The organism is Clostridium sp. KNHs205, from assembly GCF_000702945.1.
In the GTDB taxonomy this organism is placed as follows: Bacteria; Bacillota; Clostridia; order Lachnospirales; family Lachnospiraceae; genus Anaerocolumna.
In genome coordinates, this window is sequence record NZ_JNLE01000003.1 from 3,033,854 (window position 1) to 3,058,515 (window position 24,662).

Annotated in this window: 23 protein-coding genes; 17 read left to right on the top strand and 6 right to left on the bottom strand. The window is 38.6% G+C overall.

All coding sequences use genetic code 11. The annotated features are described in order from the left end of the window. The first annotated feature begins 7 nt into the window (after window positions 1-7). Window positions 8-850 (top strand): alpha/beta hydrolase, encoded by an 843-nt coding sequence (locus BR73_RS0112530; protein ID WP_033165796.1) that lies wholly within the window; start codon window positions 8-10, stop codon window positions 848-850. Between the two features lie 169 nt (window positions 851-1,019). On the opposite strand, the gene BR73_RS0112535 is transcribed toward BR73_RS0112530, so the two are convergent. Both BR73_RS0112535 and BR73_RS0112540 read right to left on the bottom strand, forming a co-directional pair. After that, window positions 1,020-2,126: an SLC13 family permease gene (locus BR73_RS0112535; protein ID WP_033165797.1), complete on the bottom strand. Its 1,107-nt coding sequence runs from the start codon at window positions 2,124-2,126 to the stop codon at window positions 1,020-1,022. Window positions 2,127-2,236: 110 nt separating this feature from the next. Beyond that, window positions 2,237-2,893, bottom strand: a complete 657-nt coding sequence (locus BR73_RS0112540; protein WP_033165798.1) for a Crp/Fnr family transcriptional regulator — start codon at window positions 2,891-2,893, stop codon at window positions 2,237-2,239. 803 nt (window positions 2,894-3,696) lie between these two features. Here BR73_RS0112540 and BR73_RS0112545 point away from each other — a divergent pair. Next, window positions 3,697-4,038 (top strand): cupin domain-containing protein, encoded by a 342-nt coding sequence (locus BR73_RS0112545; protein ID WP_033165799.1) that lies wholly within the window; start codon window positions 3,697-3,699, stop codon window positions 4,036-4,038. Between the two features lie 10 nt (window positions 4,039-4,048). Here the strand turns inward: BR73_RS0112545 and BR73_RS0112550 are convergent, their stop codons facing one another. After that, the gene (locus tag BR73_RS0112550; RefSeq protein ID WP_033165800.1) at window positions 4,049-4,408 is read right to left on the bottom strand and encodes a helix-turn-helix domain-containing protein; all 360 of its coding nucleotides are present in this window, start codon (window positions 4,406-4,408) and stop codon (window positions 4,049-4,051) included. A gap of 160 nt (window positions 4,409-4,568) precedes the next feature. Here BR73_RS0112550 and BR73_RS0112555 point away from each other — a divergent pair, with 160 nt between their 5' ends. After that, window positions 4,569-5,234, top strand: a complete 666-nt coding sequence (locus BR73_RS0112555; protein WP_033165801.1) for an NAD(P)H-dependent oxidoreductase — start codon at window positions 4,569-4,571, stop codon at window positions 5,232-5,234. A 266-nt stretch (window positions 5,235-5,500) separates the two neighbouring features. On the opposite strand, the gene BR73_RS0112560 is transcribed toward BR73_RS0112555, so the two are convergent. Then, window positions 5,501-6,304: a MerR family transcriptional regulator gene (locus tag BR73_RS0112560; protein WP_081848644.1), complete on the bottom strand. Its 804-nt coding sequence runs from the start codon at window positions 6,302-6,304 to the stop codon at window positions 5,501-5,503. After that, window positions 6,271-7,152: a creatininase family protein gene (locus tag BR73_RS0112565; RefSeq protein WP_081848645.1), complete on the bottom strand. Its 882-nt coding sequence runs from the start codon at window positions 7,150-7,152 to the stop codon at window positions 6,271-6,273. The genes BR73_RS0112560 and BR73_RS0112565 overlap by 34 nt, the downstream gene beginning before the upstream one ends. A 461-nt stretch (window positions 7,153-7,613) precedes the next feature. On the opposite strand from BR73_RS0112565, the gene BR73_RS0112570 reads away from it, so the two are divergent. From BR73_RS0112570 to BR73_RS0112590, 4 genes are all read left to right on the top strand, one after another. Continuing rightward, entirely contained in the window at window positions 7,614-8,084 is a 471-nt protein-coding gene (locus tag BR73_RS0112570) for a helix-turn-helix domain-containing protein (protein WP_033165804.1), read from the top strand. A gap of 13 nt (window positions 8,085-8,097) precedes the next feature. Next, window positions 8,098-9,018: a GNAT family N-acetyltransferase gene (locus tag BR73_RS29775; protein WP_347463431.1), complete on the top strand. Its 921-nt coding sequence runs from the start codon at window positions 8,098-8,100 to the stop codon at window positions 9,016-9,018. 354 nt (window positions 9,019-9,372) lie between these two features. Continuing rightward, window positions 9,373-10,572 (top strand): MFS transporter, encoded by a 1,200-nt coding sequence (locus BR73_RS28315; protein ID WP_081848646.1) that lies wholly within the window; start codon window positions 9,373-9,375, stop codon window positions 10,570-10,572. A 135-nt stretch (window positions 10,573-10,707) separates the two neighbouring features. Next, window positions 10,708-10,983 (top strand): metal-sensing transcriptional repressor, encoded by a 276-nt coding sequence (locus BR73_RS0112590; protein ID WP_033165805.1) that lies wholly within the window; start codon window positions 10,708-10,710, stop codon window positions 10,981-10,983. 214 nt (window positions 10,984-11,197) lie between these two features. Here BR73_RS0112590 and BR73_RS0112595 read toward each other — a convergent pair whose 3' ends face one another. Next, window positions 11,198-12,052 carry an AraC family transcriptional regulator gene (locus tag BR73_RS0112595; RefSeq protein ID WP_197032660.1) on the bottom strand — a complete coding sequence of 285 codons (855 nt, stop codon included), beginning with the start codon at window positions 12,050-12,052 and terminating at the stop codon, window positions 11,198-11,200. 363 nt (window positions 12,053-12,415) lie between these two features. On the opposite strand from BR73_RS0112595, the gene BR73_RS0112600 reads away from it, so the two are divergent. The 10 genes from BR73_RS0112600 to udk all read left to right on the top strand — a co-directional run bounded on the left by BR73_RS0112600 (window position 12,416) and on the right by udk (window position 24,621). Beyond that, complete coding sequence (locus BR73_RS0112600; protein WP_197032661.1) at window positions 12,416-14,143, top strand: glycoside hydrolase family 3 protein; 1,728 nt, start codon at window positions 12,416-12,418, stop codon at window positions 14,141-14,143. 20 nt (window positions 14,144-14,163) lie between these two features. Next, window positions 14,164-15,663: a sugar ABC transporter ATP-binding protein gene (locus tag BR73_RS0112605; RefSeq protein WP_033165807.1), complete on the top strand. Its 1,500-nt coding sequence runs from the start codon at window positions 14,164-14,166 to the stop codon at window positions 15,661-15,663. Between the two features lie 24 nt (window positions 15,664-15,687). Next, window positions 15,688-16,641, top strand: coding sequence for an ABC transporter permease (locus BR73_RS0112610; RefSeq protein ID WP_033165808.1), 954 nt, complete (start codon window positions 15,688-15,690; stop codon window positions 16,639-16,641). A 63-nt stretch (window positions 16,642-16,704) separates the two neighbouring features. Then, entirely contained in the window at window positions 16,705-17,988 is a 1,284-nt protein-coding gene (locus BR73_RS0112615; RefSeq protein WP_033165809.1) for a hypothetical protein, read from the top strand. Window positions 17,989-18,001: 13 nt separating this feature from the next. Continuing rightward, window positions 18,002-18,991, top strand: coding sequence for a hypothetical protein (locus BR73_RS0112620; protein WP_033165810.1), 990 nt, complete (start codon window positions 18,002-18,004; stop codon window positions 18,989-18,991). Between the two features lie 15 nt (window positions 18,992-19,006). Next, window positions 19,007-19,879 carry an alpha/beta hydrolase gene (locus tag BR73_RS0112625; RefSeq protein ID WP_033165811.1) on the top strand — a complete coding sequence of 291 codons (873 nt, stop codon included), beginning with the start codon at window positions 19,007-19,009 and terminating at the stop codon, window positions 19,877-19,879. A 50-nt stretch (window positions 19,880-19,929) separates the two neighbouring features. Then, window positions 19,930-20,571, top strand: coding sequence for a beta-phosphoglucomutase (gene pgmB, locus BR73_RS0112630; protein ID WP_033165812.1), 642 nt, complete (start codon window positions 19,930-19,932; stop codon window positions 20,569-20,571). A 541-nt stretch (window positions 20,572-21,112) separates the two neighbouring features. After that, on the top strand, window positions 21,113-21,688 hold the full coding sequence (locus BR73_RS0112640; protein WP_156034830.1) for a hypothetical protein: 576 nt from the start codon (window positions 21,113-21,115) through the stop codon (window positions 21,686-21,688). 178 nt (window positions 21,689-21,866) lie between these two features. Further along, on the top strand, window positions 21,867-23,717 hold the full coding sequence (locus tag BR73_RS0112645; RefSeq protein WP_033167402.1) for a cation-translocating P-type ATPase: 1,851 nt from the start codon (window positions 21,867-21,869) through the stop codon (window positions 23,715-23,717). Window positions 23,718-24,000: 283 nt separating this feature from the next. Next, a complete protein-coding gene (gene udk, locus BR73_RS0112650) occupies window positions 24,001-24,621 on the top strand; it encodes a uridine kinase (protein WP_033165815.1) in 621 nt (206 codons plus the stop codon). Window positions 24,622-24,662: the final 41 nt, after the last annotated feature.

Genomic DNA, 24,662 nt, shown 5'->3' on the forward strand with positions numbered 1-24,662 from the left:
AACTGATATGGAGCAAAATCATTTTAAAATGAATATTAGCTGTAAAGACCTTGAATGGTTGTATGTACCAGACGTTTTATATAAGGAATATGATACCTGCAAACGTTATTTGCAAATGTTTGTACCGTACAGGCATCACTGGAAGGAAAATGAAAAATTCCCGTTAGTTGTATTTATTCCAGGTTCAGCCTGGTACAGGCAGGAAATGTATAACAGTATTCCAAGCTATTCGAAATTGGCGGAGAGAGGAATAGTAACTGCTGTTGTACAGCATAGAGAATCGACGATTGCTCCTTTTCCGGCACAAGTACATGATATAAATTATGCCATAGGGTTTCTGATGGAAAAAGCAGAGGAATTACATATTGATATTAATAATATTTATATTGCAGGTAATTCCTCAGGTGGACATCTGGCACTGATGACTTCCTTGATGAAAGCACATGGAATCATTAACGGTGCCTATGAAATAAAAGGTGTTATTGCAGAATCAGCACCCTCTGATCTTATTCTATGTGCTGCCGAAGGCATACCTGATTGGATGCCGGAAGATTTTCGGCCAACCAGGGATTTGCTGGGAGTAAAACAAATCGATGAGAATCTGGAATTGGCTAAACAGGCATCCTGTGAAATGTATATTACCAGAGATGTTACGATACCGCGCGTATTATTGATTCACGGTACTGATGATTGCCAGGTTAATATACAGCATAGCAGACAATTATTCGAGCAATTAAGAAAAGTTGATAAAGACGTACTTTTTTATGAATTAGAGGGCAGTGACCATGGAGGATCAGAATTCTGGTCGAAGGAAGTTGTGGATATCATTGAGTCATTTGTTCAGCGTTAGCTTTAACAGTGGCAGCTATCATAAGTATAAACAGGGTAGTTTATCTAACTGCCCTGTAGGTTTATAAACAGATATCAAGACTTGGAAAGAAAATGAGCTTAGGAAACATAATCTGTACTTAAATATTCATTCTATAAAACCCGATAAAGTATGGGGTGGTTTTGAAAAATTATATAAATAATGCAAATACCAGTAAAGGTATCAGCAGCAAAACATTCACAGCTGTAAAGACTGCCAGGTAATATAAAGGCCTGGAGGGCTTAAGAGCAGCATAGAACTTAAAGGAAATCAGACTTGCCAAAGACGCAATTATAGTGCCAAGACCGCCAATATTGGTACCAAGCAGAAGCTGGCGGTATTTGTCTGTAAAGCCTGATAACAGTACTGCAGCAGGTACATTGCTGATTACCTGACTGAGAAGAATACCTGATAAGAGCTCTCTTTCCCTGATAAAAGAAGTCAGAACGGCATGAACGGAAGGTATACGCTCAAGGTTTCCAACAAACACAAAAAAACAGACAAAGGTAAGCAGCAATCCATAATCGGCTTTCATAATAAGTTTTTTATCGGTAAATAAAAGTATTATGAGCAGAACCACCAGTGTCAGCCTGTAATCCAATACATGAAAGACTGTAAGAAGACTGAGCAGAAATAGTATTATGTAGATGAGAAGCCTTTTTTTATGCGTGATGACCGGGACCTCTCTCTCAACAGGCATTATAGGCTGTTTCCTGCAAATGAAAGAAAACAGCACTAACAGAATCAGACCAAGGAGGCAGAGGGGAAAGGTAATTTGAAAGAACTCGCCGGGATTAATGCGGTAATAGGAATATAGATAAAGATTCTGCGGATTTCCAAGTGGGGTTAGCATACTTCCAAGATTTGCAGCAGCAGTTTCCAATACAATAGTATATACCAGCCTGTCAGTAAGGTTAGAAGCTGAAAATATTATTATGGTAAAGGGAACAAAGGTTATAAGTGCCACATCATTTGTAATCAGCATAGAGGAGAAGAAGCATAACAACACCAGTATCAGACAAAGGGTCCTGGAATTCTTGAAGCGCGGTATAATGCTCATAGCCAGTCTGTCAAAAAATCCAATGCTTTTTAAGCCGGCCACAGCAGTCATTAAACAGAAAAGCAATGCAAGGGTACGAAAGTCAATATATGATATGTAATCTGTTGAGGGTGGAACAAAAAACATAGTAATCAGGGCAGCAAGGGTAGAAATTAATAGAACAGCTTCAGATTTGATGAAGCCTTTAAGCTTTTTCATAGGTTAATATTCTCCAGTCAGTGAAAGGTATTAGTAATACTATACCGGTTTATAAATTGCCGAAGATTATTATAAGCCCAGCTGTAGAATCTATCAAGAAATATTTATAGCTATAGCAATTCAAACTCATTTTTATGGAATCTTAGTATTCCTTCATCTCTTAATCTGCCAAGTTCACTGGACATGGCACTCCTGTCAATACAAAGATAATCGGCTAATTCCTGCCTGTTGTAAGGAATGATAAATGCCTGATTTTTAGAATTCATTGCCTGTGTAGACAGATAAGAAAGCAATTTTTCTCTAATGGAACGGCTGGATATATGATCGATCTTCTGCATTAGCATTACGTTTTTATTTGCAAGTATTCGCACCATATTACCGGTTAAAACAGAATTATAATCGCAGGGGGAAGTATATGTGTTAAGAATTTGCCGGCAGTCAATAAAGAGTATGCTTGCATTCTCTGCAGCGACTACGCTGACTGGTAGTTTTGTTATTGCAGCAAAAGAGAAGGACTCCGCAAACATATCAGATACTGACATTCTGCCTATTATAGTACGGTTACCCCAATAATCCTCCTTTATAACCGTAACACTGCCTTTTAAAACTATACCGATTTCATGAATAGGATTACCTGCCCTGAGAATATAATCATCTTTTTGATAATCCTTTTCTCTGGCATCCAGACAGGAAAGCATAGAATCAAACTCTTTTTCTTCAATACCTGTGAACAAGGAATTTTGTTTCAGTATTTCAATCTTATTCATACTTTAGACGACCTTTCATAAGTAATTCATTTCTTTGCCTATTGGCTTATAACTCATAATATAAAAATAAATCCATTGTGGATAAATCCATCATGAAAACAAATCGATGATGAAAAAAATAAATCCATCATGAAAAAACAAATCCATCATGAAAAAACAAATTCATCATGAAAAAACAAATTCATCATGAAAAAACAAATTCATCATAAAAAAACAAATCCACCATGAAAAACAAATCCATCATGAAAAACAAATTCATCATGAAAAACAAATCCATCATGAAAAAACAAATCCATCATGAAAAACAAATTCATCATGAAAAACAAATTCATCATGAAAAAACAAATTCATCATGAAAAAACAAATCCATCATGAAAAACAAATTTATCATATAAAATAAATCCATCATGAAAAACAAATCCATCAAAATAATGAATCCATCATGAAATTAACAAATCTATCATGAAAATAAATCCTCATGTAAAAGTATATTAGTAATTAAGATTCATAATGATAGTATTATGTTGTAATTGCAACAGACAGTAGAATAATATTAGTATATCATGGAAATGTAAGTCAAGCATAATTTTCTCATGGATTCCTTGCAAACGGACAAAATCTCAATGCCAGGAAAATAGGTTGATGAACAATACAGTATAAAAAGAAACTTATGAATTAAATTTAGATACAAGTAACATATTATAAAAACTATATAACACAAAAATCTAAAATAAAACAGCAGCTTGAAAATCTGCAAGTTTAACAGTTTTAAGCCGCAGATTGCGGCGGAAGGAGAGATAACTATGTCAGCACAATACTTGAAAAACATTGATTTTGAAAACGTATTAAAACTGGAAGAATTGGTTGCTTACCAGACAGGACAGGTAGTAAGCCGTACGCTGGTACAGAATAAATCTGTAGGCGTTACCTTATTTTCCTTTGATAAAGGAGAACAGATCAGCACCCATGCTTCCACCGGGGATGCAATGGTTAATATCCTCACCGGAGAAGCACTTATAACAATAGGTGAAAAGGAATATAGTCTGTTAGCCGGAGAGACTATTGTTATGCCAAACAATATACCTCATGCCGTATATGCCAAAGAACAGTTTAAGATGCTGCTTACAGTAATTTTCCCATATTAAATTATTAAGATCAGTCAGCTGGGCTTGGTGAAGGAATTCCGTTATTTTGATAGTTTAAACCCCAATCATACATGGATTTTATAATCGGGGTCATGGATAAACCAAGCTCAGTTAATTCATATTCCACCCTTGGCGGAACTTCTGCATAAACCGTTCTCTTTACGATACCGTCTTTCTCTAACTCCCGCAATTGCAGTGTAAGAGTGCGGTGAGTTACATTTGTCATGAGCTTCTGTAGTTCATTGAATCTTTTTTTGCCACCCAGCAAACGGAAAAGAATAATCCCCTTCCATTTACCACTTATAATATTTAAGGTAGTTTCTACAGGGCAGGGTCTATTAGAACATTCCCCGGTTTGGAATTGCAACATAATCATTCCTCTTTTCTTAATTTCTTTTATTCAATAGTATAAAAAGTATACTAAGGATATTCGTTGTATATTATATATCAAAAATGTGCGTACTTCAATATGGTATTTGAATGTGTTATAGTGTCCTCATAAAATAATTTGAAAGAAAGAGGTAATAAAAATGAGTGACAAAAACCAGCAGATACTGGAAGCAATCCAAAACCGATATGCCTGTAAAAAGTTTGATAAAGACAGAATTATTTCAGAGGAAGATTTTAATACCATATTAGAAGCAGGAAGATTATCTCCCAGTTCCTTTGGTTTTGAACCCTGGAAATTCCTTGTAATCCAGAAGGAAGAAATAAGAAACAAATTATTACCTGTTGCCTGGGGAGCACAGAACAGTTTAAATGGCGCCAGCCATTTTGTTATTCTTCTGGCACGTCGTGGAAAAGAAGTGGTTTCTGATTCGGATTATATCTGGAATATAATGACAGGGATACAGGGCTTGCCAGAAAATATAGCATTACAGAAGAAAGAGTTCTTCGGAAATTTTCAGAAAAATGATTTTAAGCTTCTGGAGAATGAGCGCACTGCTTATGACTGGGCTTCCAAACAGACATATATAGCGCTTGCCAATATGCTTACAACAGCAGCATTTTTAGGAATAGATTCCTGTCCTATTGAGGGTTTTAACATTGAAGCAGTAGAAAAGCTTTTGGAAGAAGAGAATATCCTTGATTCAGAACATTTTGGTGTATCTTTGATGGCAGGTTTTGGTTACAGAGCTCAGGAGCCCGGTATTAAGACCAGACGTCCTCAGAATGAAGTGGTTCAATGGGTGTAAAAATCCAAAGATAACCTATAAATAAATGAAATATACATCAGGTTTATCAGAGGTGTGAAACTATTTATGTTCAATTTGAACAGGTTTCTCCTTATTTTCCTTACCATGAGAAAAAGCTACTGTAGCATGTAGCTTTTTTTCATAATCGGATATAGTTCTGCACTCCAAATATATTTATAAAAGATAAGTCACTAAAGCAATTGCTCTAAGGGCTAGTTATTATTCTATGCCTTAGTTCATAATAATCTTGTTAAATTTTAACATGCCTAACAATTACAACTTAATTCATAATAAATATCCATTGACATATCGCGATTATATACTTCGTACATTGTTCCAGTACAGGAAGTTTTCTTCTTATCCATATACTCTTTCAGCCATATATGCGCGTTTCCAGCCTTTGAAAAACCTCCTGTAAAGTTTAAATGAATACACTTTGCCGCTTTTTCCACTCGAATATAGTCAGCAGCATCGTTAGACGCGTCAGTTTGTAAGATTGGCAGGCAGGTAATCATTTTAAAGGCAGAATCATCTGTCAGAAGACCTTCATATTTTACAAAATGTGCTCCGGCAATCTCAAGATTATATTTGGATGCTTTTTCATAAAGCTTTCCCGCGGAAGTCCCAAGCATTTCGAGATCCATATTTTCTTCGATAAATAAGCAGATACATTCTGGAAAATAACTTTCAGAAATTACTTGTCTCGCATCCTGATATTCAATTTTATCAATCTGATCCATACTTCTACGTAATTCCTGCATATCTTTTATATTACGCTCCAACTCAGTCTTCTTCACAGAAAGAATCTCATTTTCTGGTATTCCTTTGCACAAGACCCCTTTGATATCAGCCAGTGAAAAACCAAGCTGTTTATAATGTTTTATTTTCTCAAGCCTTGCTATTTGATTTTCTTCATAATAATGGTATCCGTTCCATGGATCTATCTTTGAAGAAGTTATCATTCCTTCCGCTTCATAAAGTCTTATGGCCTTTCTGCCAACTTTAGCGATTTGTGCAAGCTGCCCTCTGGTATACATTACTTTGCCACCTTCTTTCCTGTTTTTATCCATTTGGTTTTTCTTATAAAGCCAAGATGTAAAAATGGAATTCTATATAAAAAATGATGCATATAGATTTTGTAGTTTTCACGTTTTACAAAACTTTTCACTGCTGCAACAATAAATTCAGCAATATCCTGATTTATAAGTTCGCCTAGCTCTTTATCAGCCACCGCAGGATTACCAAGATGACCATATTCCCCCATAGCAGCTAACTGTTTTTTCTTTGAAATTATATCCCTGTCACTAATGAAAGTCCTCGGAAGTTCCTTATATCCATCTTTTACCAAATTTTTCTTAATTGCTATCAAACTTGATGTCTCAATCCATCCAGCGTGAAAATCATCAGGATATTTTTTTTCCATCTCTAAAATCAACTTTGGTGATTGATGTTTGATTCCCAATTCATTTAATGAGAAAAAAGCTCCAAGTGGCGAAATTGCTCTTATTCCATAATGCTTATTAACTCTCCTGATGGCTTTCTCAATAGCAATATGATGAACAGGGTCTGCATGAGATGCTATTAGGACAATATTCATAAATCCCATATGAACAAGGTTATCAAGCAGTTCTCTGGCTACAACATATGTTGTATTCATAGAAAAATGAATGCATCCATAGAACTCATTAACAGATGCCGCTGCAATTGGAAATGAAGGTAAATAGAAACATTTATATCCCTCCCTCTCTTCCAGCTTTAACATCGCGTCCTTACTCCAATGCTCTCCTTCAATTAAATCTGTTGCTAAAGGGAGGCATAAACCATGTTCTTCAATGGGAGCCATTGTTACAAAAATAATACTGTTTTGTTTATCAATATCTTTTATTTCTTTCCAGGTTATTAAACTTAGATCTTTTATGTTCGTATCCTCACTTTCTTTTTCTTAAAGTAAGAATACACCCGGCCCTAAAGGACCAGGTCAATACCTTATTATACTTAATTTTTAAAGAAAGAAAAGACTTATAAAAGGAAAAAGGATTTAAAAGAAAGGTTACAGTGAAATAAGAAAAAAGGTTACAGTGAAATAAAAGAAAGGTTACAGTGAAATAAAAAAAAGATTACAGTGAAATAAGAAGAAAGGTTACAGTGAAATAAAAAGAAAGATTACAGTGAAATAAAAAGAAAGGCTTCAGTGAAATAAAAAGAAAGTTTAAAGTGAAAAAAGGTTATAGTGAATTAATATGAAGGTTACTGTGTAATAAAAAGAAACAAAAAGAAACAAAAGGCAATAAAGAGAAACAAAGGGAAAAATAAAATTGACAAACAATAAACTATCTGTTATTATAAGGACATATTTACAGTAAAGAAAGGAATATTTCTTTGAAAGATAAGTTTTATACAATATATCAAGTTGCAGATCAATTGGAAATGAGCCATAAAACTATTAGAAATTTTATATCTGATGGCAGACTGAAGGCTTCTAAGGTAGGAAAACAATGGCGAATAGCAGAAGCGGATTTGGAATCTTTCATGAATCAAGGTGAAAGTACAGAAGATAAGCCGGAAGAATCTTTAAATAGTATATCTTTTGAACTACCCTCTGAAGGAACAGAGGATCACATAAAGGTATCGGCAGTACTTGATATCCATCAACAGGATAAAGAGCAGTTCATGCGTTTATCCAATACCCTCCTGGCTAATATGAATGGAGGAGGCTTTAAGGTGAGAGGCTGTACACTGAATGTTAAATACTATGAACAGGACAGAACCGTAAAGATATTTCTCTGGGGGAGTATTAACTTTATTCAAGACATGCTGGAAACAATAAAGACACTAAATGAAACTGTTTAGAAGGAGCAGAATAATGGAGATAACAACAATAAGAAGAAATTCTATACTTATAGCATTAGTGCAGGAAAAGGAGATAGTTATTAAGGATGTCCAGAGTGCATTGGATCTCCTTGCAACTGTTTGGTATGAAACCGGCAGCAATTATCTGATTATAACCAAGGAATCCATAACGGAAGACTTTTTTGTCTTAAGTACCCGGCTTGCAGGCGAAGTTCTTCAGAAATTCATTAATTATAACATTAAGGTAGCTATAACAGGAGATTACTCCGGTTATACAAGTAAACCGTTAAAGGATTTTATTTATGAATGCAATAATGGTAAGGACATTTTCTTCTTATCAACAGTAGAGGAAGCCATTGAAAAATTTACCCAGGCATTTAATCCGGTTAGATTAAACGCTGGAAAATTTCATAGCCTGGGAGACGATACAATAGGCTTTAAGGCACTTAATACAGCGGATGCAGCTGCTATCCATGAATTTGCATCTGATCCGGAGGTTTCACGTTATATTGGCTGGAGATTAATGAAAAATCAGGATGAGACATATCAGCATGTGGAGATCATGATAAAGAGAGAACTGGAATCAATCCAATTGTATGCTTCTGTTTATTTAAGAGAAACAGGTAAGATAATTGGAACTGTAATGCTTTTTAATATTGATCTGGAAGCAGCAAATGCCGAAATAGGATATGTATTCCGAAAGGATGCATGGGGCAAAGGCTATGGAAGCAGAAGTGTTGCCATAATAAGTGATTTTGTATTTAATAATTTGAAATTTCACAGGCTGTATGCCAATGTCGCTGCTGAGAATACAGGTTCCGGTAAGATACTTGTAAATAATGGATTTTTATTAGAGGGCAGGCTTAAAGACCACTATCTGGTGGAAGAAAAATATTGTGACAGGCTAATTTACGGAAAATTAGCGGCTATATAACAACTATATAGTATCTATATAATATTTATCAAATGTATATTATCCTTAAACTCCTGTAAAATTCATGGAATTTTACAGGAGTTTATTGTATAATTGATAATAACAATAATATTGACTTAATACGGCCTTACATAACTACCTTGCATAGATTTCACTAATTCATTATCTGATATTAATCTGATATTAAGTAAAATTTAGGCAAAGCAAGATTACCAATTGGATTGAACCATTTGGAGGGAAAGGAATAATGATGCTGATATTAAGACCTCCCAGATAAGCCTGGGGCTTACCTGCTATACGACCGCCTCCTTAAGCATTCTTCTAGTTTCGGAATGAATTCTTAGGAGGATTATTATGAAGTTAAAGTATAAAAAGAATATAGTATTACTCTATGCCTATACCTTTTTTGACGGGTTTATACTGGCTTATGTAATTGAAAGGCTTTTCTGGGCGGAACGAGGAATGTCAATCACTATGGTGGTTGCTACAGAGATTATTTATGGAATATCTGTAGCTGTATTTGAGTTACCCTCAGGACTCCTTGCCGATAAGTTTGGCAGAAAGAAGCTGCTAATTGTGGCAGGTTTTCTGTCAGTAATTGAAATGATATTAATATATAATGCCCAGGATTTTTGGTGGTTTGCTGCTGCAGTATTTTTAGGGGGAATCAGTACAGCTATGGAGAGTGGAAGTCTTCAGGCTATTATGTATGATTCTCTTTCATCAGTGGGTAAGCATGATAATTATGAAGCCGTTTATGGCAGATTCAGAGCAATTGATACGGCAGGCTCTGTTATGGCAGCCTTTTTTGGAGCTTTCACAGCATATAATATTGGTATGGAACTGAACTATCAGATATCAATAGGCAGCAAGTTTGCAGCTTTTATTCTGCTGTTATTCTTGACAGAAGTACAAACAGGAGCCAGGAAGGATATTAAAGAAGGACTGACTCTCAGGGATTACTATAAGGAAGTAAGAGCTTTTCTCAAGAATAACCGTATGCTGTCCCTTTATTGTATGAATGGCTTAGTCCTTGGTGCCTGCTGGAATTATGTAGATGAATTCTGGCAGCTGTTAATGCAGGAAGTAGATGTGCCGGTTCTTTATTTTGGTGCGATATCGGTCCTCTATAGTATTTTTACAATACCCGGTAATTTATTGGTTCAGCGTCTAAAACGAAAGATAAATTATACTTTATTCTTTTGTCTGATACCTTTCTTATATGGTGGAGGCTTTATTCTGATAAGCCATTTAAGAAGTTATCTGGTATTGCTTCCTTTAATCTTTTTAGGAATTTGGCATGGTTTTGTTGAACCGCTGTTAAGCGGATGTATTCAGCATCGTACCAAGAGTAGTGTAAGGGCTACTATGGAGTCAGTTTTCTCCTTTATGCTAAGAATCGTATCTGTGTTTGTTGGATTGATGTTTAGTCTTTATGCCGATCGCAGTATTTTTAAGGGATACCAGGTATTAGGAGTAATAGCATTAGGTTTTGGTATTTTTAATTGCATTTTAATGGTTATGGGGAAGCAGAAGCTGAGTAGTATCAAGTAAATACGAAGAACAGCTTCGTTGCTTTCTTGACGGGATAAGGGTTCCATGCTATACTTTTAGATACCCCCTATAGGTATCAGAAAAGATAAGGATTATCAATCCAACATAGATTTGATATTCAGAAAAGAGGTTGTTATGAAACAATGCATGGATTCCGAAAATCTGCATAGACGTTTAAATAAGATAATGGGCCAGATAAAAGCAATTGATAAAATGGTAGATGAAGATATACCCTGTGAAGATGTCCTGATACAAATCAATGCTGCCAAAAGTGCTCTGCACAAGGTAGGACAGATTGTATTGGAAGGGCATTTAAATCACTGTGTAAAAGAAGGGATAGAACACGGAGATGCGGATAAAACCATAGCCAACTTCTCAAAGGCTGTGGAGCATTTCTCCAGAATGTCCTGATAAGTATTGCCGTATCTGCTAGGGAAAGCGTCTGCTTCTTCTGCAAATACGGCAATTTTATTTCTTTTTTTTCTTATAAATTATGGATTTATCTTGTTCCTGCACTTATTATTTATTAATGAATCTTGGTTTAGGTTAGATTTCTACAGACTTTCTTATATAAAGAATAAAAAAGGTAATAGCCCTTTCATACAATAATTATAAATATATTATCTTATATCTCAATATCATTGTCTGCAGAGGAATCCTCTACGGCAGCAGTTTCTTTCAGCATTTTCCGATAATGGGTGGGAATCATACCAAAATTGGCTTTAAAGGCAGCTGTAAAGGCTTTAATATTTGGGTAACCGCTCTCTAAAGCTATCTGGGTTATTGTCTTATCTGTGGCGGACAACAGGATTTCCGATTGGTTCAGCCGCTGTCCGTTTATATATTCCTGAAAGGTTATTCCTGCAATATCTTTAAAGAAGTGAGAAAGATAATAATAATTCATATGCATGGCATCAGCAAGTTTTTGCAGTGACAGCTTCTCTGCATAATGTTCATTAATATAATCCAGAATCAGATTAAACCGCTTTAGGTTATCTTCTCCTATAAAGTCATCCTTTTCTTTTGGAACCAGATAGGAGCGGCGTATCATAATAGCAAAACAGGCATTGATGTGGCTCAGTATCATATTTTCATAACCGGGAAGCTTACTTCGGTATTCACGGTAGATTTCTGTCAGGAGATGCTGCAGTTCAGTTAAAGGTACCAGGTTCCTCTGAAAGTTGTCCAGATAAGTTTCAGCATTGAATTTCATATTCTTAAAGTTGTAGAATACACTTTTCTTTGAATCCGTAATATGGATGGTCAGAATAAGATTATCCTCATCCCCCCTGCTGGTGCTGTGAATGACACCGCTGTTGATAAAGCAGATATGTCCCTTATCCAGCTTAAAATTAACCCCATTTGTGGTCATTTGAATAGAGCCATTTAAAGCATATATTATTTCTATGTGATTATGCCAGTGTAATTTATAATGGTTAATCTTCTGAAGAAATATTCTCACCGGAAAATCATTATCCATAAAAGCATACTCAAAATTATTATTCAGAAAAATCACCTTCTTCCTAAAAGGCATATGGTCTCATAAAGGAATATATCACAGGTTCTTTCTAAATGCAATGTACTGATGAAAATAGCAAAAAATACCCCCTATATACCACAAAATCGGAATAGATGTTAACTGACTTACTGTGATATATTAAGTGCACAGCAAGAAAATGCATTGATTTTTATTCTAAGCAATCCTCTTGTTACAAGACAGACTGGAACAAAATACGGGTATTATTGGCAATTATAACGGAACACCAATATAACGTTTTTAAGTGCAAAAATTACTATCATTTAAGTTGCCGGTGTACCGGAGTGTGCATAGAAAAGAGGTAATATGGAAAATCAAAGATCGATGAAGTATCCCAGAACTGACCTTCGTGGTAATCCTTTTTTTCTAAAGGAAGAGGATACTTACTGGGTTTATAAGACCTTGGAAAATATGAGTGAGGAAGAGAAAGCCGGGCAGCTTTTCTGTGTCAATTTCAAAGAGGGACAGGAAGAAGAAATACAATATGTTTATGACATATTAAAGCCGGGAGGCTGTATGTATCGTACAATTCCCCTGAAAAGGGCCATAGAATTTACCAACAAAATCGCAGGAAAAGCAGCTATTCCCATGCTGATTGCAGCCAATCTGGAGAAGGGAGGTAACGGAATTGTCACGGAGGGTACCCTTTTTGGAGCTCCTCTGGAGGTTGCTGCCACCGGCAGCCGGTTAATGGGACAGCGTTTGGCACGGGTTTGTGCAGCAGAAGGAAAGGCAGTGGGGGCCAACTGGGCTTTTGCTCCTATTATTGATATTGACGGGAACTTTCGCAACCCCATTACCAATACCAGAACCTTTGGTTCCGATGCTGAACTTGTGAGGGAGCTGGGAGTAGAATATGTAAAGACGGTGCAGTCTCATGGAATGGCTGCATCTATCAAACATTTTCCCGGGGACGGACAGGATGAACGAGATCAGCATCTGGTAACAAGTATCAATTCCATGTCCTGCAAGGAATGGGATGAATCCTATGGCAGAATCTATTCGTCCTGTATTGAAGCCGGAGCGCTCACTTGTATGGTAGGACATATAATGCAGCCTGCATATACGAAATTTTACTGTCCGGAGATCAGCGACAAGGAGATACTGCCTGCCAGCCTGGCAAAAGAGCTTATGGGGGATTTGTTAAGAGGCAAGCTTGGTTTTAACGGTTTAATTATCACAGATGCTACAACAATGGCCGGATACACCTCGGCTATGTCCAGAAGAGATGCCGTGCCTGCGAGTATTGCAGCCGGTGCGGATATGTTCTTATTTGCCAGGAATCTAAAGGAAGATTATGACTTTATGCTGGCAGGAATAAGAAATGGTGTAATCACCGAAGAAAGGCTCAACGAAGCAGTAACCAGGATACTTGCCCTGAAAGCGGCATTGGGACTGCACAGGAAGCCTGAAGAGGTATCCCTTGAAGAAGCTGTAAAGATAGTGGGCTGTAAAGAACATAAAGCATGGGCCAGACAATGCGCAGATGAAGCCATTACGCTGGTAAAAGAAGAGGACGGGGTACTGCCTTTGTCACCGCAGAAGACGCCAAGAATATTATTCTATCCCATTGAATCTGCAGGGGGCTTTTCAATCTACAGTGTAAAAGCCGGCGTGGGAGAAAAGGTGATGGAGGGATTGCGGGAAAAAGGCTTTTCGGTAGATACGTTCTGTCCGCCGGATGGCAGCGAAGGAAAGACGCCTCCCACCACCGTAGTTACTGAAAATTATGATTTGATAATCTATATAGCCAATCTGGCTACCAAGAGCAATCAGACCTCCGTTCGTATTGAATGGGCGCAACCCATGGGAGCCAACTGCATGCATTATATACATGACGTTCCCACCATTTTCATTTCTCTGGAAAATCCATATCATCTTCTGGATGTCCCTAGAGTACGTACCTATATCAATACCTACAGTTCCAATGACTTTGTGCTGGAGGAGTTGGTAAGAAAATTAACAGGGGAATCTGAATTTAAGGGTAAGAGTCCTGTTGATCCCTTTTGCGGTAAATGGGATACGCATTTGTAACAGGCAGGAAAGAGGTAAGAATGGAATCAAATACTCTAGTTTTAGAGATAAAGGATATTGTAAAGCGGTTTGGTGAAGTTACTGCTTTAAACCAGGTATCCTTACAGGTAAGAGGAGGAGAAATCCAAGGCTTGATTGGAGAGAACGGGTCCGGCAAGTCTACGTTATCCTCTATAATCAGCGGAATTCATCAGGCCTCCTCCGGTGAAATGTACCTGAAAGGGAAGGTATACAGCCCCAAATCTCCTCTGGAAGCCAGGGATAAGCACATATCTATGATTGTACAGGAGAAGGACACCATAGATATGCTGTCTGTTGCTGAGAATATCTTTCTGGGAAAAGAAGGGAGTTTTGGCGGCTTCGGTCTCGTTAATCGAGGGAAAATGATAAAGGAAGCCGAAAAAGCTCTTGCTATGGTGGGGCTTACGGAACTGGATGTAACGGTACCGGCCTTTTCCCTGAACTTTGAGATCAGAAAAATGGTGGAGATTGCCAAAGCACTTTATTATCAGCCGGAAGTGTTAATTGTAGATGAGACCACCACCGCCCTCTCACAGGACGGCAGGGAGAAGATTCATGGAATCATGAGACAGCTGCGAAAAGAGGGAAAAGCTGTGCTGTTCATATCTCATGACCTTCCGGAATTAATGGAGGTATGTGATTGCCTTACAGTTTTAAGGGATGGGAACCTGATAGATACCATCATAAAGGAAAATTTCAACGAAGCTTATATTAAGAAAGCTATGGTAGGAAGAACTCTGGCTGAGCATCTTTACCGAACGGATTATGAGGGCAGACTTAGCAGCAAGTCAGCAGTTAAGGTGGAAAATGTAACAGCTGAGGGAATAGAGGATATATCCTTTACACTGCATGAGGGAGAAATTCTTGGCTTTGGCGGATTATCAGGTTGTGGAATACATGAGTTGGGGCAGATAGTTGCAGGACTTAGAAAGGCACAAAAGGGCAGAGTTCTGGTAGCAGGTGAGACCTTAAGGAGTATTCGCCATGCAAACAGAATGAAGGTTGGATATATATCGAAAAACCGTGATACGGAAACCCTGATAATGAATGAAAGTATACAGGATAACTTAAGCATTTCAGCCTGGAATCTGCTTAAGAAGTTCAAATTTCTTGTTTTTCCCTGGGAAGAAAAGAAATTTGCAGAAGAACAAATCAGATTACTGAGCATTAAATGCACCTCAAGAAAACAGCTGATCCGTGAGCTGTCCGGTGGTAACAAACAGAAGGTATCCTTTGGAAAGCTTATCGGTAACCACAGCAAAATCCTGATTCTGGACAGTCCTACAAGGGGAGTGGATGTTGGGGTAAAGACTACCATGTACAGTCTCATACATGATATGAAGAAGAAGGGTTATGCAGTTCTTATCATCTCGGAGGAATTACCGGAGTTAATCGGTATGTGCGACCGAATCCTTATACTAAAAAATGGCTGTATAACTAAGGAATTTCACCGGTCAGAGTCCTTGAAGGATACGGATGTCATTGAGTATATGATATAGAGACAGGAAGGTTAAGAAAACCATATGATCAAAATATTAAAAACATATCAGGGTGCATTAATCCAGTGGCTGGGCTTGTTACTGGTGTTAACGGTATTCGGTATTTTGTCCGGAGGAAATCTGTTCAGTTCATATAATTTGAACTCTATGCTGGAAACAGCCACTCCGCTGGTACTTATCTGCTGCGGTATGACCTTTATATTTGCCCATGGAGGAATGGATATTTCCTCAGGGGCAGTCGTTGCAATTGCTTCCCTGACGGCGGTACTTGCAATTAATAATACACATTCTCTGGCAGCTGGTGTTGTGGCTTCTGTTGTAACTGCAGTAGTTTGCTATACCGTAAATGCGGTGGTAACGAATAAATTCGGTCTCATGGCTGTTATCACCTCCCTGGCGATCATGTTCTCAGCCAGAGGGTTTGTAGCTTATATCTGTCAGAAGACACCCAATGACAGTATATCTGTGGCTACGGTCAGCTTAAAGCTCTTTAAAAAGGATCATGTCTTTATGGTGGTGATAATGGCAGTATTTCTGATTATCCTATCAGTTGTCTTCTACCTGACAGAACTTGGTAAGGGAGCACGGGCTGTCGGTGACAATGAGGTGGCAGCCAGACAGAACGGTGTAACAGTGGGACTTACAAAGCTGCTCTGTTATGTGATTGCCGGTGTCTGTGTTGGAATCGCAGCAGTCTTTAAGCTGGGAGCAGTAGGAAAGGTACAGTCTTCTACTGGAACTGGCCTTGAGATGGATGTACTGGTAGCGGTTGTTCTTGGAGGAATGTCCATTGCCGGAGGAAGAAATACAAGGTTAAGCTCAGCAATGGTAGGGGTATTCACCTATGTGATTCTGCTTAAGGGGCTTACAATCCTTGGTATGAATCCCAATATGGTAGCCTTATTAAAGGCTTTCGTGTTCCTGGCAGTAATTTTTATTACATCCTCACGTACTAAAACAAAGGTAATGCCCAAGTAATATAATTTGACTGTGTTAATTAAAGCTTTTATATTTCACTAAAAAACTAAAAGGAGATTAGGTATGAAAAAAATAACAGCATTAATAACAGCCTTTTTGTTATTAATAACCATTACTCTAACAGGCTGTTCTTCAGCAAACAGTAATAAAGAAGTGGATAAAGAAGGAACCGGTACAGAAATCGGCAGCCAGGATAAGGTGAAAGACGTTAAGATTGGAATTATTTTGTACAACTATACGGATATTCAGGGAAAAGAATTAAAGAATTACTGTGACAACTATCTTGCCAAAAATTTTCCTGTCAGTTTTGAGTATCAGACGGCAGTTGCCAATGATAATGAAGCACACCTGGCAGCAGTGGATGCGCTTATATCCACCGGCTGTAATGCAATCATGAGCGGATATGACACGGTTATCGGTGAAGCAATGGAAAAATGTGATGCAGCAGGAGTATACTACGGAACTCTTTTTGGGGAAGCGAAAAATGAAGCAAATAAGGACGGAAAATACAATCAATACGGTAACTGGGGCACAGCAGACCAGTCTGACCTGTATTACAGCAAATATTTTCTGGGTGGTATATATCAGTTCGGAGCTGACCATGGATATGAACTGGGAGCTGCTTATGGTAAAGCAGTAGCTGCCTCCGGTGCCAAAAAGGTCGGGGCCATTTCTTTTCCTACCTATGCTTTTTCAGATGCCTTAACCATCTGTCAGGGCTTTACGAAGGAACTCATGGCAGCAGGTGTTGATATCAGCCCTAACGAAGCTACCGGCAGTCTACCGGCAGAAGCAGGATTTGCAACAGTAGGGGAGGATACCAAGGCATATATTACAGGAAACAGTGACATGGATGCAATTTTTGGTATGAGCTCCGGTATGGATATGGTACTGCCGGCGATTAATGAAACTGGAAGACTTTGGAGCAGCAGTAATAACGGAGAAGGCTCCATAAAGCTTGCAGCCCTGGGATATAATGAATCCTCCCGCCAGTATCTTTTAGACGGAACCTTAATAATTGGAGGCACAAATAATTATGTGGAGTCTGTAGCATATATGTTTGGACTGATGTTCGATGCCGTTAACGGACATAACTGGAAGACTGATGCAACTGCAGGCTTTGAAATGAACGGTACCATAAATTATCCGACCTTTACAAATGAAGAAGAACTGAATGATTTCGAGACATATATGCTTACCACTGTAAACAATGATTTCAGCAAAAGCTCCGTGACTGCGGAGGAATTAAAGAGTGTTCTGAAAAGCTATGACGGAACTGGTTCCTATAAAGAGCTTTCAGTACTTATTTCCAGAAGCATAGAGGATATAAAAGCAGCACGCAGGTAGAAAAGAGAGCAGAATGAATAATAAAATGAAAAGACAGGCAATAAGACTTCTTCAGACCTTTATCTTCCCCATAACCTTATGGCTGCTCTTTGCTGTCCTCATAGAGCTTAAGGGTGGAAACAACCTGTTTATAACGGAAGCCAGCTTCAAAGACATCTTTCAGACCTCAGTTCTTTCTGCTATCACAGCAATTGCAGTGGCCCTTCCACTGTCAGGAGGCAGATGGGACTTCGGAGCAGGTTCCATTATGGTACTGACCGGTATTATAGCAGGTAACCTGGCAATAAAATATGGTCTGAACCTTATGGTACTAATCCTCTTATGTATTGTAATTTCAGTGCTTTTGTCATTGTTTGAAGGAGTCCTATATATCAGCTTTCGGGTACCTACCATGATTATTTCCCTAGGAATCGTAATGCTTTATGAGGCTTTGAGCGGGCTGCTGTTTGATGGCAGCGGGGTAAGACTGTTTATGTATCCGAAACTTGCGCTTTTAGGAACCCAGCCATACTGTTATATGGTGCTGGCAATTGTAATGATAATATTCTGGGGGCTAATGAAATATACCAAATATGGATATGATGCAAGAAGCCTTGGAAATAACGCTCTTTTAGCCGTAAATAACGGGGTGAAGGAAAAGAAAAACATACTGATAACCTATCTGATTGTGGGAGTCTTATTAGGGATTGGCGCACTGCTGAATGCATCAAAAGCAGTGGTGGCGCCTGAAGCAAACTTAAGCTCAACCTATCTGATGTTCAGTTCCATGGGAGCAGTGTTGGTCGGTCTTTATCTGTCCAGGTTCTCTAATATGGCACTTGGGATATTTTCAGGAACCATTGCAATGAGTATATTTTCAAAAGGGTTAACGGTATATGGTATGCCCTCCTCCCTAAATAATATTATCCTGGGTATTTTTATAGTAATATTTATGGGTATCACAACCAATATGGAGCAAATTTTTAGATTCCTTAAAAATAATTTGTCAGTACAGACGAAGTAAAATAGGAGATACAGCATGATACATCAAACATACAAAATATCCGATACCTCACAGGCAGTTATGACAAGTTATATTCTGGATGACGGTGAATTTGGAAGAAAAGGCATGAAAAGGCCCGCCGTCGTTATCTGTCCGGGTGGTGGATATACTATGGTATCCCGGAATGAAGGAGAACCGGTTGCTTTATTTTTTAACCGGCACGGATACCATGCATTTGTAGTAGAGTATAGCGTCAAGATAGAAAATCCCTTTCCGACAGCTTTGTGTGAACTGGCCAGAGCTATGAGTATCGTACGGGAAAATGCCGAAGAATGGCTGATAAGTGAAAAGGTGTATGTGACAGGATTTTCTGCCGGTGGAAATCTGGCATTAAGTCTTGGTATATACGCAGAGAATGCAATAATAACAGAGGGGTTGGGGCTGACAGCAGAACAGGTGATGCCAAGCGGTATTATTCTGGGATATCCGGCTGTAACACTACATCCAAAACAAAAAGAAGGTAGTATTCCGCCAGCAGTCATAGAACTTATGGATAAGGGATTAATTCCTGATTTTAGAGGACCAAGTATCAGGGAGATTCTTCTTGGACATGAAAAAGTAACGGAAGAAGAAGCTGAAACCCTGAATCTGTTACAATATTTGCATCCGAAACTGCCGCCGGTATTCATCTGGGGCAGTTACGAAGACAGTATTATACCCGCAACGGATCTGACCCTTCTGGCATCCCGACTTTACGAACTTAAGGTACCCTGCGAGTTACATATGTTCGCCAGAGGCCCTCACGGAATGAGTCTATGTGACCTTACGGTTAAGAATAAAGAAGAAGTGAAAGAGTATAGCATGAATTGCTGGACAAACATGTGTATCAAGTGGCTGGAGCAGTTATAATTGATGTTTGATTTTGTACATGTGCCCAAGCATGCAGATGGGAGACTGAAATGAAAAAAGGCATAATATTTGATCTTGATGGGGTCATAGTAAGTACGGATGAGTACCATTATATGGCATGGAGTAAGCTGGCGGCAGAAGAAGGGATATACTTTGACCGGAAGATAAATGAAAGACTCAGAGGCGTCAGTAGAATGGAGAGTCTGGCTATTGTACTGGAACGGTCAGAAAAGAAATATAAAAAAGAAGAACAACAGGCTATGGCAGAAAGAAAAAACACCTACTACAAGGAACTGTTATCAGAGCTTACTCCCGGTCATATACTGCCGGGGGTAACAAAACTGCTGACGGAATTAAAAATAAGAGGAATAAAGACAGCAATCGGTTCCTCCAGCAGAAATACTCCATTTATCTTAAAACAGATAGGCTTAGCAGACAGATTCGATGGGGTAGCCGATGGTAATTCCATCACGAACAGCAAACCTGACCCAGAGGTCTTTCTTTTAGCTGCCAAATTGTTAAATCTCTCACCGTTTGACTGTGTCATAGTGGAGGATGCCAAAGCTGGCATCGATGCGGCAAAAGCAGCCAGTGCGGTGGCAGTTGCCGTAGGAAGTGCAGCAGGCTATGATAAGGCTGATTACTCTTATACGAGTATGGAGGATTTACAGCTAACAGATATCCTAAAGTAAAAATTAGATAAAATAGTGAAATAAATGCTAAAATATCAATATGAGAAGCCTCCGGTAAATTATTTAATGAGACTATCAAAATTTTGTAGCAACTAAACAATCAAAAATTTATGGAAGTATCAAAACCATGCTTCCATACAAGAACAGGCAACTTGCAGAAGCCAGAAAGAACGAATGCGCCTATGGAAAGGCATTAGAAGTCCTATTCTCTGAAAATTTTGTGCTATATTATACAACAGACTGTTTGAGCGAAGCGAGTTGTCTGTTGTATAATATGTCAAGCACAAAAATTATCAGAGAATTAGGACTTCTTATGCCTTGGAGTCGAAGCATGAGTTCTTTCTGGCTTCTGCAAGTTGCCGTCCCCCTGCCAAATACTAATTTTATTGAACTCTTGTCCCTCTACAAATGTCGAAATATGTAACATACACCCACCCACCTTCATAAATTATTATGAAAGGAGGTGAATGCTGTGAGTGTTGACAACTCAAAGAAAATAAAAGAAGTTGATTATAGTGAGTACACTGAACCAACGGCGTTAATGATAGAAGCATCCAGCCTTTTATACCGTATTCCTGTGTTTTTAAGCCATCCCAGCAGACTGAATTCTGTACAGCAGCTCTTTGTAGACAATATAATCCTGCAAATCAAAGAAGCCATATTGTTTCCCAGAACACTGCCTATTTCAGAGCAGTATCCGGAGACACCGCTTACTAATATCAGGCGTATGATATTATCCAGCTATGGAATGGTATCCTTGAATTTAAGACAACGAAATGTAGATTTTGTAATAAATAACTTAAATCAACCCCTGACAGGAGCTGCCTGGGAGGGCAGTCCTTTCGCCCAGATAGAACCAGCAATGGCTTATCAATATGGATTACCCCTGCTGCTCATTCGTGAGACTGGAGTAGAGCAAAATGGAATCTGGTCATTTGGTATCGGGCCATTTTTAATCCTTGAATGGGATTCCACCGCTTCAGATCCAATAGCAAGTTTCTTTGCCCAGAATGATTGGAAATCAATATTCCAGAACTGGGTTGGACAGGTAAGAAACGGTTTTTATCTACAAACACAACCGCCTTTCCAATATGCCTGTTTGAAAGATTCAATTTAAGTAAGCATAGATAACACACGAACATTATATTATTGCCGGGTTTGTATTATTTCACAACCCGGCAATAAACATTTCAAAGAGACAATTCAATTAATCATTGACAGGGTATACCCCTATGGGTATAATGCTTATATACTTATACCCCCTAAGGGTATATAACAGGAAAGGAGCAAAGCCCTTGTTAAACATATTTAAAGATGGGGAGAAACGAACAGTCTTATTTCTAATGATATCCCTGCCAGCCCTGATTATAAGCTTTTTTGATATTGGTGGCCTCCCAGTTGATGCTGCCTGGATTGCAATTCTTTTATGCGGCATACCTATTGTAAAAGAAGCAGTAACAGGGCTGGTAACAGAATTTGATATCAAAGCCGATGTATTGGTATCTATTGCATTGGTTGCATCTGTTGTAATAGGTGAAACCTTTGCAGCTGGTGAAGTTGCATTTATTATGACTATTGGCGCTTATCTGGAAGAACGTACAGTTGCAAAAGCAAGAGCTGGAATCGAAGGATTAATAAAGATGACTCCTTCAACTGCCAGACTCCTAAAGGACGGTAAGGAATCTGTAGTACCTGCAGCTGAAGTATTGGCCGGTGATATATTAAGGGTTCTTCCTGGGGAAACCATAGCAGTCGATGGTGTAATACTGAAAGGACAAACTTCCATTGACCAGTCAGTAATGACAGGAGAAGCCCTTCCTGTCGATAAGAAGGAAGGCGATAAGGTATCCTCCGGTACCGTCAATCAATTCGGTTCCTTTGACATGAAGGCAGAGAAGGTAGGGGAAGACAGTTCTTTTCAGCGGTTGGTGCGGCTGGTAGAATCTGCAGATGCCGGAAAGGCTAAAATTGTAGGAGTAGCTGACCGTTTTGCTACCTGGATTGTTGTAATTGCATTATTATCAGCAGGTATAACCTGGTTTATAACTGGGGAGATTATTCGTTCTGTAACCGTATTGGTTGTGTTCTGTCCCTGTGCCCTGGTACTTGCTACGCCTACAGCGATTATGGCAGCCATCGGAAATGCCTCAAAGTACGGAATTTTAATCAGGGAAGGAGACGCACTGGAACGACTGTCGAAGGTTAAGTGCATAGCTTTTGATAAGACCGGTACTATAACCTATGGTAAACTCGCTGTAAGTGCAGTTGTGCCAATTGAGGATATTTCGGCTAAGGATTTATTGGAAATGGCAGCAGCAGTGGAACAGCGTTCGGAGCACCCCTTAGGCAAAGCCATTGTTAAACACTACAATAACCTTTCAGAAGCTGCTCCTGCAGAAACAGAAGACTTTAAAATGTATACAGGAATGGGAGTTACGGCTGTCTGTCGAGGAAAACGTGTTTATGCCGGTAATGAGAACCTGTTAAAAGAATATGCTATTATAATGCCGGAGAAGTTAAAGAAAGAAGGTGAAGCTGCCAGGGAGGATGGCGGAACAGTTATATATCTGGCCATAGAAGAGAAAGCAGTGGGGCTAATTGCCCTATCAGACATCCTGAGACCACAGATAGCAGACATTGTAGCTGAAATCCATAAAACAGGGATAGCAACCTTACTGTTAACCGGAGATGAAAAAAAAGCAGGTGTTCATATGGGAACCAGAGCCGGAATTTCCAAAATACATACTAATTGTCTTCCGGAAGATAAATTGTCCTTTATAAAGGATTATGAAAAGAAGGGCGAACCTGTCTGCATGATTGGTGATGGTATCAATGATGCACCGGCATTAAAAACTGCCCATGTAGGAATTGCTATGGGAGGGATTGGAAGTGATGTTGCTATTGAAGCAGCAGATATGGCATTTATCAGTGATGATATAAAGGAACTGCCCCATCTGTTAAAACTCTCAAAGCAGATGATGAAAACAATTAAAATTAATCTGACGGCCTCCATGGCACTTAATTTCCTGGCAATTGCCCTTGCAATTACAGGAATATTGAATCCCGTATTAGGAGCCCTGGTACATAATGTCGGTTCTGTTGCAGTAATTACAAGTTCCTCGCTGCTTCTGAAATGGAGGAGCTGATACAAACAAACTAAACTATCTGTATCTGACAAGCTGATACAATGTTCAGTTTTAAGCAAACTGCCTGTATCTGACAAGCTGTAATATCTTTGTTTGCTGAAGGATTCCGTATGCTCAATGATTATAGGGAGGCTGTTATCTTTATTCGGAAACAGGTAAATAATGCTATCACAAAATAACTGAAATTCCGCTTAGAAGGTTGATTTTATATAGGAGGTTGTAGTACTATATTCTGATAAAAGGAATTATTCACGTTTGTGTGATGTATTAGTTGGAGGAACAAATGAAAAACATTGTTGTTATCGGTGTTGCAGGAGGTTCTGCTTCCGGAAAGACCACCGTTGTTAACCGTTTGCAGAATATTTGTGACAATAGGGTGGTACTTCTCAGCCACGATTATTATTATAAACCATTTTCTGAGCTGTCATCGGAGGAAAGAACGAAGATTAACTATGATCATCCGGATGCTTTTGACACAGATCTTTTAATAGAAGATATTAAGAAACTTAAACAGGGTGAGGGGATTGACAGACCGGTATATTCCTATATTGAGAATACCCGTTTAAAGGAAACAGAGAGAGTTAATCCGGCAAAAGTTATTATACTGGATGGTTTCATGATATTTGAAAATGAGAAATTAAGAGAATTGATGGACATAAAGGTATTTGTGGATACCGATGCAGATGAAAGACTGATTCGAAGAATCAAGCGGGACGTAAATGAGAGAGGAAGAGACCTGGATTCTGTAATAACACAGTATACAGAAACAGTGAAGCCCATGCATGAACTTTTCGTAGAACCTTATAAAAAGTATGCGGATATAATCATCCCCAGAGGCGGTCTTAATGATATAGCAATTGATATGCTGGTACATCGCATAGAAGCAATAGCAATGGAGGATTAATCTAATCCTTATAAAAATAAATATCAGATTTATAAGCTGTG

Coding starts and splice junctions, on each gene's coding strand:
- BR73_RS0112530 (WP_033165796.1), top strand. CDS start 8: ATGGAGCAAAATCATTTTAAAATGAATATTAGCTGTAAAGACCTTGAA.
- BR73_RS0112535 (WP_033165797.1), bottom strand. CDS start 2,126: ATGAAAAAGCTTAAAGGCTTCATCAAATCTGAAGCTGTTCTATTAATT.
- BR73_RS0112540 (WP_033165798.1), bottom strand. CDS start 2,893: ATGAATAAGATTGAAATACTGAAACAAAATTCCTTGTTCACAGGTATT.
- BR73_RS0112545 (WP_033165799.1), top strand. CDS start 3,697: ATGTCAGCACAATACTTGAAAAACATTGATTTTGAAAACGTATTAAAA.
- BR73_RS0112550 (WP_033165800.1), bottom strand. CDS start 4,408: ATGTTGCAATTCCAAACCGGGGAATGTTCTAATAGACCCTGCCCTGTA.
- BR73_RS0112555 (WP_033165801.1), top strand. CDS start 4,569: ATGAGTGACAAAAACCAGCAGATACTGGAAGCAATCCAAAACCGATAT.
- BR73_RS0112560 (WP_081848644.1), bottom strand. CDS start 6,304: ATGGATAAAAACAGGAAAGAAGGTGGCAAAGTAATGTATACCAGAGGG.
- BR73_RS29775 (WP_347463431.1), top strand. CDS start 8,098: ATGGAGATAACAACAATAAGAAGAAATTCTATACTTATAGCATTAGTG.
- BR73_RS28315 (WP_081848646.1), top strand. CDS start 9,373: ATGAAGTTAAAGTATAAAAAGAATATAGTATTACTCTATGCCTATACC.
- BR73_RS0112590 (WP_033165805.1), top strand. CDS start 10,708: ATGAAACAATGCATGGATTCCGAAAATCTGCATAGACGTTTAAATAAG.
- BR73_RS0112595 (WP_197032660.1), bottom strand. CDS start 12,052: ATGGATAATGATTTTCCGGTGAGAATATTTCTTCAGAAGATTAACCAT.
- BR73_RS0112600 (WP_197032661.1), top strand. CDS start 12,416: ATGGAAAATCAAAGATCGATGAAGTATCCCAGAACTGACCTTCGTGGT.
- BR73_RS0112605 (WP_033165807.1), top strand. CDS start 14,164: ATGGAATCAAATACTCTAGTTTTAGAGATAAAGGATATTGTAAAGCGG.
- BR73_RS0112610 (WP_033165808.1), top strand. CDS start 15,688: ATGATCAAAATATTAAAAACATATCAGGGTGCATTAATCCAGTGGCTG.
- BR73_RS0112615 (WP_033165809.1), top strand. CDS start 16,705: ATGAAAAAAATAACAGCATTAATAACAGCCTTTTTGTTATTAATAACC.
- BR73_RS0112620 (WP_033165810.1), top strand. CDS start 18,002: ATGAATAATAAAATGAAAAGACAGGCAATAAGACTTCTTCAGACCTTT.
- BR73_RS0112625 (WP_033165811.1), top strand. CDS start 19,007: ATGATACATCAAACATACAAAATATCCGATACCTCACAGGCAGTTATG.
- pgmB (WP_033165812.1), top strand. CDS start 19,930: ATGAAAAAAGGCATAATATTTGATCTTGATGGGGTCATAGTAAGTACG.
- BR73_RS0112640 (WP_156034830.1), top strand. CDS start 21,113: ATGATAGAAGCATCCAGCCTTTTATACCGTATTCCTGTGTTTTTAAGC.
- udk (WP_033165815.1), top strand. CDS start 24,001: ATGAAAAACATTGTTGTTATCGGTGTTGCAGGAGGTTCTGCTTCCGGA.